Origin of the sequence: Actinoplanes sp. OR16 (assembly GCF_004001265.1) — a bacterium.
Classification (GTDB): domain Bacteria; phylum Actinomycetota; class Actinomycetes; order Mycobacteriales; family Micromonosporaceae; genus Actinoplanes.
The window spans coordinates 9,235,846-9,252,331 of sequence record NZ_AP019371.1; the positions used below are offsets into that span (position 1 = coordinate 9,235,846).

Annotated in this window: 4 protein-coding genes; all 4 read right to left on the reverse strand. The window is 66.5% G+C overall.

Going from position 1 to position 16,486, the window contains the following annotated elements:
• Positions 1 to 108: 108 nt before the first annotated feature.
• The 4 genes from EP757_RS42470 to EP757_RS42485 are packed head-to-tail and all read right to left on the reverse strand — an operon-like array spanning position 109 to position 16,473.
• Positions 109 to 2,304, reverse strand: coding sequence for a UvrD-helicase domain-containing protein (locus EP757_RS42470; RefSeq protein ID WP_127553975.1), 2,196 nt, complete (start codon positions 2,302 to 2,304; stop codon positions 109 to 111).
• A complete protein-coding gene (locus EP757_RS42475; protein ID WP_127553976.1) occupies positions 2,301 to 8,732 on the reverse strand; it encodes a DEAD/DEAH box helicase in 6,432 nt (2,143 codons plus the stop codon). Before EP757_RS42475 ends, EP757_RS42470 begins: the two co-directional genes overlap by 4 nt.
• Entirely contained in the window at positions 8,729 to 13,684 is a 4,956-nt protein-coding gene (locus EP757_RS42480) for a DNA methyltransferase (protein ID WP_127553977.1), read from the reverse strand. The genes EP757_RS42475 and EP757_RS42480 overlap by 4 nt, the downstream gene beginning before the upstream one ends.
• A complete protein-coding gene (locus EP757_RS42485) occupies positions 13,681 to 16,473 on the reverse strand; it encodes a helicase-related protein (protein ID WP_127553978.1) in 2,793 nt (930 codons plus the stop codon). The genes EP757_RS42480 and EP757_RS42485 overlap by 4 nt, the downstream gene beginning before the upstream one ends.
• Between the last annotated feature and the right edge of the window lie 13 nt (positions 16,474 to 16,486).

Consider the following 16,486-nt stretch of genomic DNA (forward strand, 5'->3'; position numbering starts at 1 on the left):
CCCCCGTTCGACCACCCGCTGTGCATTTTTGCGTACGCATCGGGATACCTTGCTGGCGGCCGGGCAGCGTGGGCCGGCGCTCACACAGCCGCCGGCCCGCGCGCTGATTTACAAGGCCTGCCGATCGAGACCGAGTTGTGCCGCGGGCTCCTCGGAAAGCCGCTGCTGGATCAACCGGCTGGTGAGGAACGGGCTGGGCGTGCCATGCCAGAACACGGCCAGTTCGTCGCGTGCACGAGTCGCGGCGACGAACAACAGTGACCGATCCCGCTGCCGTTCCCGCTGGTAACGCTTCGGATCACTGCTCGCGAACTGGTCGATCATCTGGCGGGGGATCAGACCGTGGCTGACCCCTGCGATGATCATCCGCTGATATTCCAGGCCCTTGAACCGGTGCATCGTGCCGATGTGCACCCCGCCCGCACCCTTGGGCCCGTCCGGGCCGATTTCGGTGACCGGCACGCCGTCCTGCTGAAGCCGCGCCGCCACGGCCGCGGTGAGCTCACGAGTCGGCACACAGATCGCCACCGAACCGTCGGCCGGGCAACCCCACTCCTTGACCTGGTCGAAGACGAGGTCAAGCTCTTGACTCCAGGTGGCGGCAGCACGGAAGGTCGGCTGGGTGCCACGCAGCAGGGACCGATATCCGGCCAGGTTTTCCTCGCCGCCGTTGAGGTCGTCGTAGACCTCACCGCTCATGATCTCGAGAGCCGCTGCGAGGATCTGCCGGGTGGTCCGATAGCTCAGCGTCAATCGCGACGACCGGCCGCGGATGTTGATGCCGAGACTGCCCAAGGTCACATGGTTGTCGTAGATGCGCTGATGCGTGTCGCCGGCGAGGAACATGTCATCGCCGAGAACGGGCGCCATCGCCCGCAGCATCTTCCAGTGCGCTGCGCTGAGGTCCTGAGCCTCGTCGACCACCACGTGCCGATACCGGTGTCGCAAGAGGCTGCCCGAGCTCTCCTCGGCAGCGGCAGCCGCACGAGCGGCGCGGTCCATCTCCAGCCGGGCCGCCCGCTCCGCGACCTGTCGCCACGTCCACACGCCCTGGCCGTCGAGCCAGTTGGTGAACTGCTCGGTCAGTTGCCATACCTGGTCACGCTCGCCGCGGGTGAGGCTACGGCCACGGTTGGGACGCCGGGCACGGAAGTACTCGTTGCGGGAGTTGAGTACCTGACCGAGGATGACCTGCGTCCATTCGGCGTACAGGAAGTCGGCATCCCAGGCCTTTTCCCCGATTTCCAGCAGGAAGGTCTGCCAAAGGCCAGGAACGCGATTGTCGTCGACGATCCGTTTCCCGGCGCCGATCTTGGCCTCGGAAACCACCCGTGCCGCAAGCTTGTCGATGTTGACGATGTCGACCCGGGCGGTCAGCTCCTGACCGCCGAGCGCGATCAGCCGGGTGCGCAGATCCGCGGCCAGGTTGCGGTTGAAGGTCGTGAGCAGGATCGGCTTGTCCTTGCCGGCTGGCAGCTGCCGGACGAGGTGGGCGACCCGGTGCAGCGCGACGATCGTCTTGCCGGTTCCCGGACCGCCGCCGACACGGGTGGGGCCGGTGGTCGGCTTCTCGGCCAGTTTGCGCTGAGTCGGGTGGAGAAAGACCTGCCACTGCTCGAACTTCTGCCCCAGCACGGCCTGAAGTGCCTCGTCGTCGGAAAAGACCTGTGTGGCCGGGCTGTTCACCGCCGCGGTGAGGTCATCCGGGTCCACCGGCGCCTCGGCCTCGACCGGCTCGGTGATCTGCGCGTAGACGTCGTCGTACGATGTGCCGGCAGCGAGCGCAACCAGCACGTCGGCGGTCAGCTGCGGGGCTCGGCCGACGAGTCCGGTCAGCTCTTCCTCACTGCTGAGGTCACGCACCTGGGGAAGCAGCGGCTCAGCGATGCCCAGAGCCAGGAGCTGGTCGTCGGTATAGGCACCGAAAAGCGGCGGCCGCGCCTCCTCCGAAGCAGGGCCCCGAGCCACCTGTGCGAGGTCGATCACCTCGATCCCGCCGGTAACCCGGTTGATGCGGAAAGCCTGCCGGGCGAGGGTGTCCGCAACCTCGTCGCGATGTTTCACCCCCGCCAGCAGGTAATCCCGCTCGCCCACCGGCAGCAGCAGGGCACGATAGGAGCCGTCGATCCGCGCCGTCAGCATCTCGGAGTCCACGGCGGCGGCCTGCACGTGCAGAATCGGGTCCCGATGGTTCGCCTTGAACCTGTTCATGAACTCGTAGACCGCACCCTGCTCCTGCCGGGGCAGGCTGGTCATCTCCTTGTGTGCACCGTTCATGATCCGCAGCGTCGCTTCGGTGCTCATCCGCGTGCACCCCCGTTCGTACCGTCGATGAGCGCGGCGAGGTCCTTCGCGGACCACTCCCGTGCAGTGCGGGCATGCCAACCGGCCGCGTCATAGGCCTTGTTCCGGTCTTCGATCTCCGGGTCGTCATCGGCCCCGGAAAGGACGATGGCGAGGCGCTGGGAGGGCCAGGCGAATTCGGCCAGCCAGCCCTGCTCACCAAGCTCGTATCCCGCCACCGGAACCGGCAGATTGCGTTTGAGCAGGGCCCGCATCAACCCGTCGAGCTCCGGCTCCTCGGGATCCACGAAACGCAACGTGTCCTCCCATTCCGGATCGACCGCGTCGACCGGTTCAGCCGGCGGCGCGGCATTCGGGGCCGCACCGAGCCATGCCGCGGTCTCCTCATCAAGGTCGAAGGCGCGCTGCGCCGCTACCAAGCCGCTGCCTTCGGTCACCGCGAGGAACGCAGGATCAAAGGCATCCAATGCGGTGTACGCGAGCTGAGCGCCGTCCCCGGGCCCGTTGAGGAACTGGATGATGTTGGACCACCACAGCCATCTCGCCCACTGGGCCTTGTGTTCAGCGGTCGAAACCGCGGACGGGCGGTCGTCGACAACGGCCAGCGCCGACCAGACCGGCGCCGGCCGTTGACGCTGGTCGACGAGGAAAGTGAGCGGATAGCGGGCACTGTCGCCCGCCCGGAACAGGTGGATCTGTCCAGCGACTGCCCCTGGCAGCTTCTGCCCACGGACCGATGCGTGAATGCCATCGCCGATGGCGCCGGAGTCGGCAGACGTCTTCTCCGTGGGCTGCCTGAGCAACCCACTGACGGTCGCTACGGCGAGATGCCGCCAGTGGCCGGCATCCGGATCCGCCAGGAAGTTCATCAGCAAGTCGGCCGGGTTGGCCCAGACACGGCGAAGTTCCTCCGGCTGAGCGTGCGGAACTGCCTGCTTGAGAACCGTACGAGCAGCGCTCTGGGCGTTGCCGCCGTACGGATCCCAGGTTCCCGGCTCCGTCGGCTGCTGCCAGCCAGTGATGTCGTCCCAGGTCAGCGCGATTACCTGATAGCCGTGGGCCCGCAGCCGGGCCCGTTTGTCGGCATCGTCAGCGAGCCGGTTGTGTTCGGGCGAGGCGTGGTACTTGAAGCCGTCGAGATAGACGGCGACCGGCGCCGAGTCACCATCGAGACGGCGGAACAGCACGTCGGGCCGGGTGCCGTGGATGGTGTTCTGCAACTTCATCTGCCAATGCCGCACGTCCCTGCCGTTCGGTGCGGTGAAGCGGATGTCGGCGATCCGGGCGCCGTTCTGATCGGTTGCCCGCTCGAATCGCATCCCGGCCGCCGGGTCGTCCGCTCGCGCCATCAACTTGCGCAGGAACAGCAGCTCCAGCTCGCTCTCCACCTGATGAACGAGGGAGATGGCATCGGTCCGCGTACCCTCCCGAACTTTCCATCCGTCCAGCAGCCGTTCCAGAACTCCGAGCGCCTCCAACCTGCTCATCAGGGGGAACTCGTCGTTGCGGGCGTAGCGCAGCAGGCAACGGTGGCAGGCCGGCCGGCCCTCGTGCTGGCAGACGCAGGCCATCAGGATGGCCCGTGCCTTCTTCATCACGATCCGGAACTTCTCCGACTCGGCGAGCCGGTCAAGGTAGCCGGTTCCCTGCGGCTGGGTGTCGTAGACGACGACGAAGTTGCGGGTGCCGCCGCTTTCAGCGTCCGGCATGGTGGCCCGCACCATTCGCAGATGAGCGGGATCGCCTCCGTACTCGGCCGCGATGCCCAGACGCAGCGCCGCCGCGAAGGAGACCACACGTTCGTCGACGACGTCCACGGTGCTGGGAATCAGGATCCGCAGCGCTTCCGTCTCCAGCTCGTGGGCGAGGATCAGATCGATGTGCTTGGCCGTCTCAGGCGACCGCCGGTACTGACACCACGGCCGGTGGTGCTCAGCGCCTACGGCCACGGCCGTACCGGCGGCCTGTGCGAGAACCATCTGACCGACCGGCGGCGCCCCGTCCACCGTGGTGCCGCCGCAGTTCACGCAGGTGTGGAACGGGTTGATCCGGACCTCGTCGCCGGCGAAGAACTCGGCGACCCGGTCGAAGCGCTGGGCCCCCAGGTTGAACCGCCGTACCTTGGCGTGCCTGGTGTAGTCGACGCCGAACGTCTCACGATCGTGCCGCCACGAGCCGGCGACGTGCTGCGGGTCCACGTCGACCGCGACCGTGGTGGCATAGAAACGGCGATCCCGATCGTCGTTGTCGTCCCGGATCGTCGCATCGTCACGCTTGTCACGGCTGAGAACGCGGGTAGGTTGCAACACCTGGAACAACCGGCCGTGGTCGGCGATGCCTGGGTCCATACAGCGCGGACACGCGCTGGTGTCGGTTTCGGCCAGATGGGTGCGCACGTAACCACAGCGAGCGCAAGCCCGCCACTTGCGGTAGGTCGGCCGTTCCGCCGGGCCGATGTCCAGCCCGGAGATCTCGTGCTTGTAGCCGCGGACGTAGTAGGTGTTCCCCGGGGCGATTTCGGTCAGCGCCTGCTGGGCCGGGCGATCGTATTCGCGCACTTCGCTGTGGAACCGGCGGTCGCCTTCCGTCCGCTCCTCCCAGGTGAGAGTGGCCTCCAGCGACGTCCGGGTGTCGATGAGCGCATAGTTGGGAAGCAGACCGAACGCGACGAGAGTCCCGTGTGCGGCGGCGGCACCGACCTGGCCGAGCCGGCGACGGACAGCTCCGGCCTCCGCCTTCAGCATCCGGATCTCACGTGCGTGATCGGGGTCGCTGGGAACCAGCGACTTGACCGCCGTGTCGATGTCCTTGAGCCGGCGTCGGAAGTCGTCGAGCCGTTCGTCCCAGGCGGCCTCCGCCTCGGCAACCCGGTTGACGATGCCGGAGTCGGCGAAGACCTCCATTTGCTTGATCGCGGATTCCGACAGCTTGTCGCCGAACAGGTCCAGGAAGTCCGTGACCAGGCGCAACCCGTCTCGGCGCGCGGCCTCGGTGAACCCGACAAGCCAGCCGCCTACGCCGAACAGCATGTGCGCCTTCCGCGGCAGCGGCATAACCCCGGGGAACCGGCCGCGAGCGGCCAGGTCGATCAGGTGTGCCAGGTACTGCCGGCGCAGGATCTCCACCGCGGACAGGAAGCAGCCCGGCGGGATGATCTGTCCAGCGATCATGTCGCGCGGCTCGGTCAGGTAGTACCGCTCCCGCTCGGAGCGGCCGACCAGGGTGATCACCAGCGCGTTACCGCTCTTACGACCTGCCCGGCCGGCACGCTGCACATAGTTGGCCGGGCCTTGCGGCAACGACGCCAGCACGATCGCAGAGAGCGCGCCGATGTCGATGCCCATCTCCAGTGTCGGCGTGCACGACAGCACGTTGGGGTCGGTGTAACGCACACCCTCCCGGAACCGCTGTTCCACGGTCTCTCGCTGGGCCCGGGTGAGCATGCCGGTGTGCTCGTCGGTCACCACCCGAAAAACTCCGCTGTCTAGATAAAGCCGGCGATAGTAGTCGGCGAGGGCAGTCTCATCCGGGGCGGCACGCAGATGCCCGGGGCAGCGATACTGCCGGCACGGCTGACCGTCCCAGTCGGCAACCAGGGCCGGGTGCTCAGTCTGTTCCCAGTGGCAGGTGTCGCAGGCGATGCCCGCCGCCACCGCCGCGGCGTCACCGAGCCTGGTCACCCGGATATGGCCGGGCTGGAGACCGTAGACCGTGTTGCCGTCCTCGGTGCTTCCGGAGGCCACGATGCCGGCCGACGCGAGCGTCGGCAGAAGCCGCTGGAGGTAGGCCGTCGCCTGCCCCGCGTCCAGGCCCAGGCAGCGCATCGTCCAGTCCTGATACCAGCCGCCTCGCGCGGGAATCGCGTCGAACATCGACTTCGACTGCGGCGTGGACATGAGGAAGGCAGGCGCCGAGAGACCGTCCGGGAACGCGGGAAGGCCGGGCGGCCGGCCACCCCAGATCTGCCATCGACGGCCGCCGCGTCTGAGGTACGGCGCCAGCCACTCGTGGTACACCGCGCCGCGAGTGCGGAGCCGCTCCAGCAGGCCGCGCAGGAACGCGAGATATCGCGCCGTATCCGGCAACTCGCCGTTGGTCTCCCCACGCAGGTGCTCGTCCCGGCACAGCTTCGCGGCGGCCCTCGGATCCTCCAGAACCACATCGACCGCAGTGGTGCGGGTCAACTCGAGTGTGCGACCCTGCCGGGCGCGCAGGCCCATCTCCATGATCGTAGCGAACGCCAGACGCTCACCGACGAGCTCCCAAGTGGCGTGGCTGCCGGCGCCCTCGCCCGCGAGCAGCTCATCGACACCGGGCTGGTCATGGAGATCGGGCGGCACGACCGCGGCCAGAACGGCCGGGTCAGCGGCCGCCGCGACCATGTCGGTGATCAGCTCGTCCAGCGTCATCGGACGGTCCGGCGCCAAGCGGCTGGTCAGCAGCGCACGCAGCGAGAACGAGTGCGATCGGTTCGCGACGAAGCCGGCCCGGTGCGCGGCGTCCTGGACCGAGTCGTTGAACAGCAGCGTCTTGAGCTCGGTCTTCCCCAGCTCACCACCGGTGAACAACTGGGTGATCGCCACCGAGGCCAGAGTCGCGAGCCCAGCGCCGAGGAAGCGGATGCCGCCGTCCATCTCGCATGAGGGGCAGCGATCCTTCTCCGCGGCGTCGATGGTGACGATATCGGCGAGAACCGGAATCTCGTCCTCGCCGAGCGCGTGGTCCTTCGTCCTGTCGAACGGGCGCACACGCTTGCCGAACTGAAGCACCAACAGGTTCTTCGGTGCAGTGCTGGGGCGCGTGAGCGCTTCGGTGACCTCATCGGCGGTCGAGGTGATAAAGGCGCGTACGCGCCGCTTCTCCCGCCCCACACCGGCGCGGTAGATCTTGTCCGGCTCGGTGACCAACTCCTCCGGCTGGCGTTCCGGGGAAAACGCTGACCATCCGGACCGCCCGCAGTGCCGGCAGTAGATGGCCGGAAGCCGGGTGAACCGGTTGTCGGTGACGACCGCGTCGGTTTCCGGAGCTGACGGGTCGAACGCGCGGGGCTGCTCCCCGTCCCAGCCGAAAGTCGCGTCCGGACCGACACCGCGCAGCAGGCGCGACACCGAACGCACCCACAGGTGCGTCTCGATGTTGAGCAGCGGACGTCGCGGATCCTTCGGGTTCCTTGCCAGCGACAGCAGGCCGACGATGCGAGCCAGCGCTCGCGCGGTGACATCGGGCGCAGTGTGCATGGGGCTTCCCCAGCCGCTCAGGCTTTTGCGCGGCAGCACTTCGATGATTTCGTCGAACGTCCGCGGATCCGATCCCAGCGACTCGAGCAGGCTGCGGACGAGCGGGTGCTCCAGCAGCAGCACGCCAAGCCGCGCGAGATCATCGGCACAGCGCTCCCCGAGCAGAAGCTCGGCGGCACGATCCATCATTGCGGGCGTCCGGTCGTCCAGCTCTGCCAGCAGCTCAGGGGCAGGCATCGGCAGCTGGTAGTTCGGCGGCCCGAGGAACTCATGCGACGTATAGCGAGCCTCGCCGACCAGAGAGTCCTCGTCGAATGGCACACCGAAGACCTGCTCAGCGACCTCCCGGATCGCGGTACGGCCGTCCTTGTCGCCGCCCTCTCCCAGGGTCGCCGAGGTGGCGACCGGGCAGATGGAGCCGAGCGGTCGGCCCGGCTGCGTCACGCCGAGAGCGGAGGCGAGCCGCCGCAGCAGCATGGCGACGTCGGTGCCCTGCGCGCCGTCATAGGTGTGGAACTCGTCGAGCACGACGTACGCGGGGTCGGCGTTCTCCCACAGCGGCAGGTCGTCGGCCCGCTGGAGTAGTAGGTCGAGCATCTTGTAGTTGGTGATCAGGATGTCCGGCGGGTTCCGGCGCATCTCCGACCGCTTCGTCATGACGTGCGCGTACTCGACAGCGGCGACATCACCGATGTAGAGGCCCGCGGTGACCTGGCTCAGCGCCGGGTCGGAGAGCAGCTCGTTGATGCGCTGCGTCTGGTCGGTCGCCAGGGCGTTCATCGGGTAGAGCAGCACGGCCTTCACACCGGCGCGGCCTTGCTGCCGCTGCCGCCGGCAATGATCAAGCACGGGTACGAGGAACGACTCGGTTTTGCCGGACCCGGTGCCAGTGGTGATCAGCGTAGGTTCGGCTCTCTTCCCGAGAGAGGACAACCGCCGAAACGCCTTGGCCTGGTGCACATACGGCCCGAACCCCTCAGGTGCCCATTCGAGGGCATCCCGCCACCCGTCGTCGGCAACGCGGAAGGGCGTGCGAATCCGCAGGTAGGGACCACGGAACACCCCTTGTTCCGGATGGGTGAGAAACCCCTCCAGCCCACGCCGGACCCGCTCCTCGGTGAGCCCGAAGGTGGTCGTCAGGTACTGGGTCAGGTTCCGCTGAAGCGTGTCAGCCGCGACGGTCGGCCTCATGACGGCTGCCATCCGGCGTTCATCGCGTCCTGGAGCCGCCTGCTGAACACCGCGTGGGCCTGCCGGTATTCGTTCTCCCGATCGGCTTTAACGAACGGCGCTCGATACCCCTCCGGCACGGGAGCGTCACCGTCGTTCTCCAAATAGCGCATCAGGGCTTCGAGATCCGGCTTCGTCTGCCGGTGACCGAATGCGTAGGGGTCGGCCGCGATTCTCCGCCCTGCGGCATCGAACCACATCTGGGCCTCACGGTCCGCGATAATCGGGTAGCGGGAACGGAAGACGGCGATCAGCTCGTCCACACCGATTCCCAGCCACACGGCGACGAGCGCATCGATCTCGACGAGCGCGGCGCGGCGTTCCCGCTCGCCCCGGAGCGGGGTGGCCGTGTTCCAGGCGGATGCGACGTCACCGAGTGGTGGCGCATCCACCCATTCGGCACACCAGTTGTCGGCCCGATAGGCGAAGTCGAAGGTCTCCGCCCACAGATCGGCGTAGTCGGCAGTGAGGCAGTTGAGGCGCAGGACGCGCAGGAGTAGTGCGGTGGCCAGCGGATGGTCCGGCTGCGGCGCGGGCATGACCTTGGCATCGGCCACGTCCAGATGCCCCCGGCCGGTGATGCGGAGAATGTAGTCGAGCGGCAGCGAGGCCCAGAAACCCGCGACCAGGCAGGTGTCCCGGGCAGACCGCATCGCCAGGGTCCGCACGGCGTGGATGTGCGACGGGCCGGGAGGAATGAGCGCTGCGAAAAGCGACCGTTCGGTGCTCTTCGGATCGATCATCTCCCGCCAGGCCAGGCGGTAATACTCCGTGGACCGGCGGCCCCACCAGAGTTCTTGGCCCGACCGGGAATACAGCTCGTCCTCCGTCAGTGCCAGGGTTGTACGCGGAACGACACGATCCGGCAGCTCGACCAGACTCCATCCGACCCAATCCTTGGAATTGCGGAAAGGATCGTTGGGCTCCTTCGCGAAGGGTGTGGCCACACCGAAGTGGCTGCCCTGCAGGACGACGGCGTCGAGGCCGTCCGGACGGCCGACCTGGTACCGGATCACCCCCTGCTGCTTCGCGGTCGTCTCGTTGTATCCGCCGCTGATGTTCACATCCGTGGCCGACATCCGCAGCGCGTACGCCGCGAGCGCCTCGATGGCTTTCTGCTCGTCGAGCGTGATGGGAAACAATAGCGGTGTCGCGTCGACGGCGGTCAGAACGTCGCCGCGAAGCATCTTCCACTGCTTCAGCATGTCCTCGTTGACCGGCACTATCCGGGACCGATGCGGCCGGCGGTCCCAGTCTCCGTGGTACTTCTGTCCGGGCAGTTCACCGTCGCCGCCATGAATCAGCGAATCGGCGAGAGTTCGCGCGGCGAAGAGCTGGCTCAGATGCACGAAGTCGACGGCACGGCCGGAGCCATAGATGTGAACCCCGAATTCCAGCGTTCGCCCGGCGTCATCGAAAGCCCAGTTGCCGACGTTGATGAAGCTTCCGTGAACCCGCATGCGGCGGTATGCCTCGGTACGCAGCGAAGTCTCCTTCGCTCCCACCAGATGACTGTCCGGGTGCACCAGACCCGCGAACCCGTGCGGATCGGTGTGCCGCCACACCTGGCAGGCGAATGCCCGGTACAGATCGGGCCGCGTTCCGGTCAGCAGGGGGAAGGACACCGGATGGGTCAGAAAGTCGACCAGGCCAGCGACCCCAGTCAGTTCCGTGAGGAATTTCCGGCGTAGATCACCGTCCTGCAGAACGGTGTCTTTGCGGGCCGCCCAGGCTTCCGCTGGGGGCTTCTCCGCCAGCCGGAACCACGGCTCTCTCTCCGCGAGAACGTCGCCTTCCCGCCAGTCCGGCCGTACCCAGGGAGGGTTACCCACTTGAAGATCGAAGCCACCGTTCGCAAACGCGTGCGAGAAGGTGAGCTCCCAGTGGAAGAAGCCCTGCCGTCCGGCGATCTGCTCCGCGGTCAACAGCCACGGGAAGCGCTCGTTGAGGGTCCAGAACGAGTCGACGCCGACGAGAGCATCAAGCTGCGCCTCGAACTCACTAAGTTCGGGCAGACTCCGGAAGGCCCGGCCGAAGAAGTGCTCGGTGTCCTCGTCCAGGTCCCGGCGACCGATCAGAGCTTCGGCGAAACTCAGCCAGCCGTCGAGGTCGGCCAGCGGTGTTTGCCGGCTGAGTTCGTGGGCGATCGTCATCTTGCGAGTGCCGCCGGTGGCCTTCGCTGGAATGGAGAGCTGCTGGGGCTGGACCTGACCGAAGATGTCGGTCACCTCGTAGGTGACGGGCTCCTCGAGTTCCGGCTCTTCCCGGACGTAAGTGATCTCTACGGTTCTGGCGGGATATCTGACGTCATCGGATCCGTCGAGCAGGCCCACCTTTTCGATCGGCCAGAACCACAAGGCGCACCAGACGTCCATCAAAGTCTTCAGCCGCCAGTAGGGCGTACCGGGACGGGTCAGATCCGCGAGGATCTTCTCCCGGGGGACCGCGTCGTCGACGGCGGGGACGTCGTCGGCGCCCCAGACCTTGATGTCGCGGCGGATCTCCTGTTCGGAGAGCGCGAGGCGTTGCTGGACCAGATCCCACAGGTACTCGACTCGGCCGGCGAGTGCTTGGAGGCGGGCGACCTGGGAGGGCTTGGCGCGCGTCGCCTTGGCCGACGGAACACGCTTCATGGCCGCTCGCCACTTCTTGAGCCGTTCGATCGCCTCGGGCGCCAAAGCCCGGGCTTCCTTCTCTGCGGCGACCGCACCCCAGCCGTCTCCGGGCAGCAGGAAGTGGTGGATGGTGCCCTCGTCGATGGTGCCGTCCCGGAAGTGCTTGTCCTGGGGAGCGACGGTCAGCCACGACTTGTCAGAGAGCTGTTCGGGACGGTACATGCGCCGGCCGGCGCCGATCAGGGAATTCCCCCGCTGCAGATGCAGTCCGAACCAGGGAGCCTCCAGGCCGGAATGCATGACGTTCAACCACAGAGAGACCTCGGCAAGCTCGACCGCGGTGCGGTTCAGGTCGACGCCGTAGGAGTTGTGCAGGGCGATGTAGGCCTTAACCTTTTGCAATTCGAGGTGGTATTGCTCTGGATCGAGGGCCACCTGCAACTCTTCTTGGCGCAGCTCCAGATACTTCGCAGCTACCTGGTTGATCGCCTCGTTGAGGAAGGCACCCGAACCGAGCGCCGGCTCGCAGATCGTCCAGTCCAGGAGCCGTCGGGCCATGGTCTTATCGCCCAAGCCCTCCTTGTCGATGACCTTCTGCTCCTCCTCGATGCGGTACTTGAGGGCGAGCTGAACGGTCACCTCGGTAAGGGACTGCGGGGTGTAGTACGACGCGCTCGTCTGACGGTCGCGGCCGGCGAGGCGGTAGACGAACTGGCCCGGTCGGTACGGGATCCGGCTGCGAATACCGGTGTAGGGGTCTTCCTTCAGGACGAAAACCGAGTCGTCGTACTCGTCAGCTTTGGAAGCCGGGATCATCCACGAACCGTCCTTGGGCTCGCCGCCCTTTGCCACCTCGTAAAGCTGCTCGGTGGCGACGAAACCGGTGTAGGACATCAGGCCCTCGTACACCGCGCCGAGCTGGTTGATGCCCAGCTGCGCGTACGAGATGAAGCCACCGCGGCCGCGCTTACTTCCCTTGCTCAGCATCAGGCGGCGCAGCACCTGGTAGAGGACCTTGTTGCGCAGTCTGGTGTCCAGCTTCGGCACGTCCGGGTCGTCGGGGTCGCTGCCGGGCTGCGGGATGAGCCGGCCGATGAGCTTGGTCTTCTCCGGCAGGAAGAGGTCGGACTTCATCGGCTCGAAGCGGAGGCCGACGCCCTCGCTGGCCTTCTCGCCGACCTGGGCGCTGCCGCGCGGACGGTGACCCTCGTTGACCATGCGGAACAACAGGTCGAGTGACTCGTACAGATGGAAGTTGTCCTCGGACGAGGGCGCGAGCCTCCGCGAGATGAGGTCCCCGAGACGGGCCAGGCTGTAACCCTCGATGTACTCGCGGTCCTTCGCCGGCAGGACGCCCAACTCGGGGCGGGCCTCGGCGTAGAGGAGGAAGAGGATGCGGTAGAGGTAGCGCAGGGACTCCTGTCCCAGCTCCTTCGCGAGCTCGTCGAGCTCCATGACGTCCTGCGGCTGGTACCCGGCGCGGCGGATCTGGTCGAGGACCTCGTTGGCGATGAGTTCGACGGAGACGCGCAAACCCTCACGTAGTTCGCTGGAAACGCCGACAGCATGCTGGCGGGAGCCGTTGACGAGTTCGGCGAGCTGCTCCGTTCCGCCTTCGGCGGGCGGTCGCAGCGAGTCCGAACCGAACAAGGCCGCGACGACGTCGAGTTCCTTGTCATCGTTGCGGCCATAGGCCAGGTCGAGGCTGACCGACAGGTAGCGGCCCTCGCCCCAGACGGTGCTGTCGGCGAGGGTGACGACGCCGCCGTTGAGCAACAGGACGTAGCGCGGCTTGTTCGTCGCGGCGAACAGCCAGGAGGCCAGCTTCGCCCCGGTCTCGATCGTGTCGCCGCCGTCGAGCGTGACCGGTTCGAGCAGACGGCCGGCCTCGGTCGCGTCCTGGGCTGCGTCGGTGTCGACCGCCCAGCCGCAGTGCAGCGCCACGATGCTGTAGCCGGCGCCGGACTCCAGGTGGGCGACCGGGATCTCGTATTCCTGGCCGGAGCGTTCCACCGTTAAGGTCTGCGGCTTCGGGTCGAAGCCGAAGCCGCGCAGCGTCTCGAGGTTGAGTTTGCGGAGCCGCTCGGCGTCGAAGAGTTCCAGATCGCTCAGTTCGGCCTTGGCGTCAAGATAGTCGCGGCGCCGGCCCTTGAACCCGGTTCGCGGAGTGGACCGGCCGTCCCTCTCTTCCTCGGTCCACTTCTTGAGCAGCGTGCTCTTGATAGTGGCGGGAAGGACCTCGGCGAGGTAGTGCGCGGAAAGGTACTCACCGCGGTTGGTCAGCGAATCAAAGCTCATGCGACACCCTCTCCGGGCTTGACGAGGACGGCGAGAACCCGGAGCAGCGGGTCAGGGATGGTCTCGAGGCGATCGACGAGGTCACGCTGCTGCTGGACCACGGTCTCGGTACGACGCAGCGCAGCAGGCAGGCCTTTGAACAAACTCGTCTGCTCAGCGGCGAAGCCGGTCAACTTCTCCCGATAGGACTTCAGGGGCGCCGTATTCGCCTCCTCCCAGACCTCCCGTTCGGCCGCCAGGTGCTCGCGGGCTGCCGCGACAGCGTCCGGGACTAGCTTCTGCAGCGCGTCTAGCTCGACACTCTCGGCCCGGTTGACCATTTTCGGCCCGACTCCTGCGGCTTCCAGGACGTGGTCCATCTTCTCGACCTTGACTTCGCCGGGGAGTCCGGTGACCGCCATCCACTCGACGACGGTCGGCTGGCCCAGCTTGTTAGCGTAGACACCCTGGATCAGGAAGACCGGGCCGTCCACGTTCGCTGTCAGCACCGGTGCCTGCTGGCGACCGAGGCGGATGAGCACCTTGTCGATCAGCCAGTCGATCATGGGATGGACGTCGCTGAGGAAGGCGATGTCCGGCCAGCTCGTGGTCTTGGCCTGCCGCGCCTCGTCCAGCTTGCGCTGGGCAAGCTTGCGGTCGAAGGTCACCTTGAGCCGCAGCCTGTCGCCCTCTCGGTGCGCCTGAAGGTAGGACTTCGGCAGGTCGGAGAGCCGGTAGATGAGGTCGTCGGGGGCGAGGAAGGTCATGAGCTCCTCCTCCCGGCGCAGATCGATGGCATCTTCCGGCCGATCGTCGTACAGCTCCCGGAGCGCAGCCTCGGTGAACTCCTCCGTGGAGGCGAACAGCCGGGGGACGCGGGCGTTCGGAATCTCTGCCGCCACCGGCTCGTCGCTGGCGCCGGCCATCAGGTCGGCGAGCACGTCGATCTCAATGCCTTGCTCGTACGATTCGTCAACGCTCTTACCGTTGAGCAGGTCCCGGACCAGCCGGTCCTCCTCGACCTTGGCGTCGTAGACGCCGATGGCTGCTTCGACGCTGCCCAAGCTGCGGTGCGCGTTCTCTTCTCGCTTGAGCAACTTCTCGGCCACGGTGCGGTCGTCCTTGGCGCCCTCAACGCCGGAGGTCAGGATGAGCGCCCGGAACTGCGGCTCGTAGCGCTGCCCGTACCGGTCGACACGGCCGTTGCGCTGCTCGATCCGGATGAGGCTCCACGGGATGTCGTAGTGGATCAGGTGGTGACACTGGCGGTGCAGGTTGACGCCTTCCGAGGCCACGTCGCCGGTGAAGAGCAGCCGCACGTCGCTGCCCTCCAGCTCGAACTCCTGAAGGATCTTCTGCTCCTCCGTATCGGTCAGGCCGCCGTGCATCACCCGAACAGCGCTCGGCTTGATGCCCAGACGTTCCGGCATCACTTCGGCGAGCCACTTGAGCGTCGGCACCCGCTCGGAGAACACAACGACGCGAGTGCTGCTCCGCGGCCCGATACCAATCTTCTTCAGCTCGGTTACGAGGTTGTCGAGCTTGCTGGAGTCGTCGTCGGAGATCTGGTCGATCAGGCCGGCCAGCCGTCTCAGGTTCTGCTCCTCGGCCGGGCTTTCCGTCTTCTTGCGCCGCTCGGCGACGGTCGCGGAAAGCGCCTTGTGGGAGGAGAGGAAAGACTTGAGGAGCGTGTACGGGAAGAGCCTGTTCTGTCCACGAACCGGCTCATCGCTCCATTCGCCGCTCAGCCAGACCTCGGTGAGCTCCTGGAACACGCGCTCCTCAGGCTCGGTCGCCAGACAGCGGACCTGCTGCGAAGGACCACGGTCAGCCCAGCGATCCCCCATCTGATCGCGAACCTCCGGGCTGATCTTCGTCCGGCGTAGGTAGTAGTCCTTGATGTCCGCCGCTTCGTAGTTCTTCTTGTCCTTGATGGCGGCCGGCTCGAGCATCGCGATCAGCTCGGCGAACGACTCCTTGTCACCGTTGTGCGGGGTCGCACTCGCCAGCAGGAGCGCGTCTGTCCTACGGGCCAGTTTCTGGGCGAGCTCGTTGCGTTTGGTGCCTTTGTTGATCAGGTTGTGTGACTCATCGATCACCACGGCGTCCCATTCGATGGCGTCGAGATGGTGGCCGAACTGTCCGGCATCCTTGAGCGTGTCGACCGAGATGATCGCCCGTTTAAAGTAGGTGAACGGGTTACGCCCGGCCGGAATCTCCTGCTGGATGCGCTGGATGCCGGTGGAGTCGAGGCGAACCAGAGGGATGGAGAAACGAGTCCACAGCTCACGCTGGAACTGTTCGAGGACCTGCTGGGGTGAGACGACAAGGATTCTCTCGCCGCGACCGCGACGGATCAGCTCAGCCAGGATGAGCCCGATCTCCAAGGTCTTGCCTAGCCCGACCACATCAGCGATGAGGATGCGCGGCCGCAACCCGGCGAGGGCAAGCTCCACCGGCCTCTGCTGGTAAGAAAGCGCATCGAGCAGGAAACGGTCGGCGAGGGCCAGGCCCTTCTCGGAGCGAGGCAGCGGCGTACGCCGGAGAACCGCTTCGAGGAAAAGCCGGCTCTGCCGGAACTGGGAGGAGGCGTCCCGGACGAGCACGGTCTCCTCCGGCTCCATCGCCTGGACCGTCTCGAGCCCGGTGAAGAACGTGGCTTCCATGTCCTGCACGAACTCGGACACGCCGACGGCCTTGACCATGGTTCCGTCCGGGGTGTCGGTCTTGACGCTGCGGACCAACCATTCCTCATCACGGACGAGGATGCGGACCCCCGGCGCGAGAGTCGTGGTCTCTGTGTTGCTCACTGGTAGGCCCTTC

What these genes read in the sequence shown, in the direction of transcription:
- EP757_RS42480 (WP_127553977.1), bottom strand. Translation starts at nt 13,684, where the DNA reads ATGAGCTTTGATTCGCTGACCAACCGCGGTGAGTACCTTTCCGCGCAC.
- EP757_RS42475 (WP_127553976.1), bottom strand. Translation starts at nt 8,732, where the DNA reads ATGAGGCCGACCGTCGCGGCTGACACGCTTCAGCGGAACCTGACCCAG.
- EP757_RS42470 (WP_127553975.1), bottom strand. Translation starts at nt 2,304, where the DNA reads ATGAGCACCGAAGCGACGCTGCGGATCATGAACGGTGCACACAAGGAG.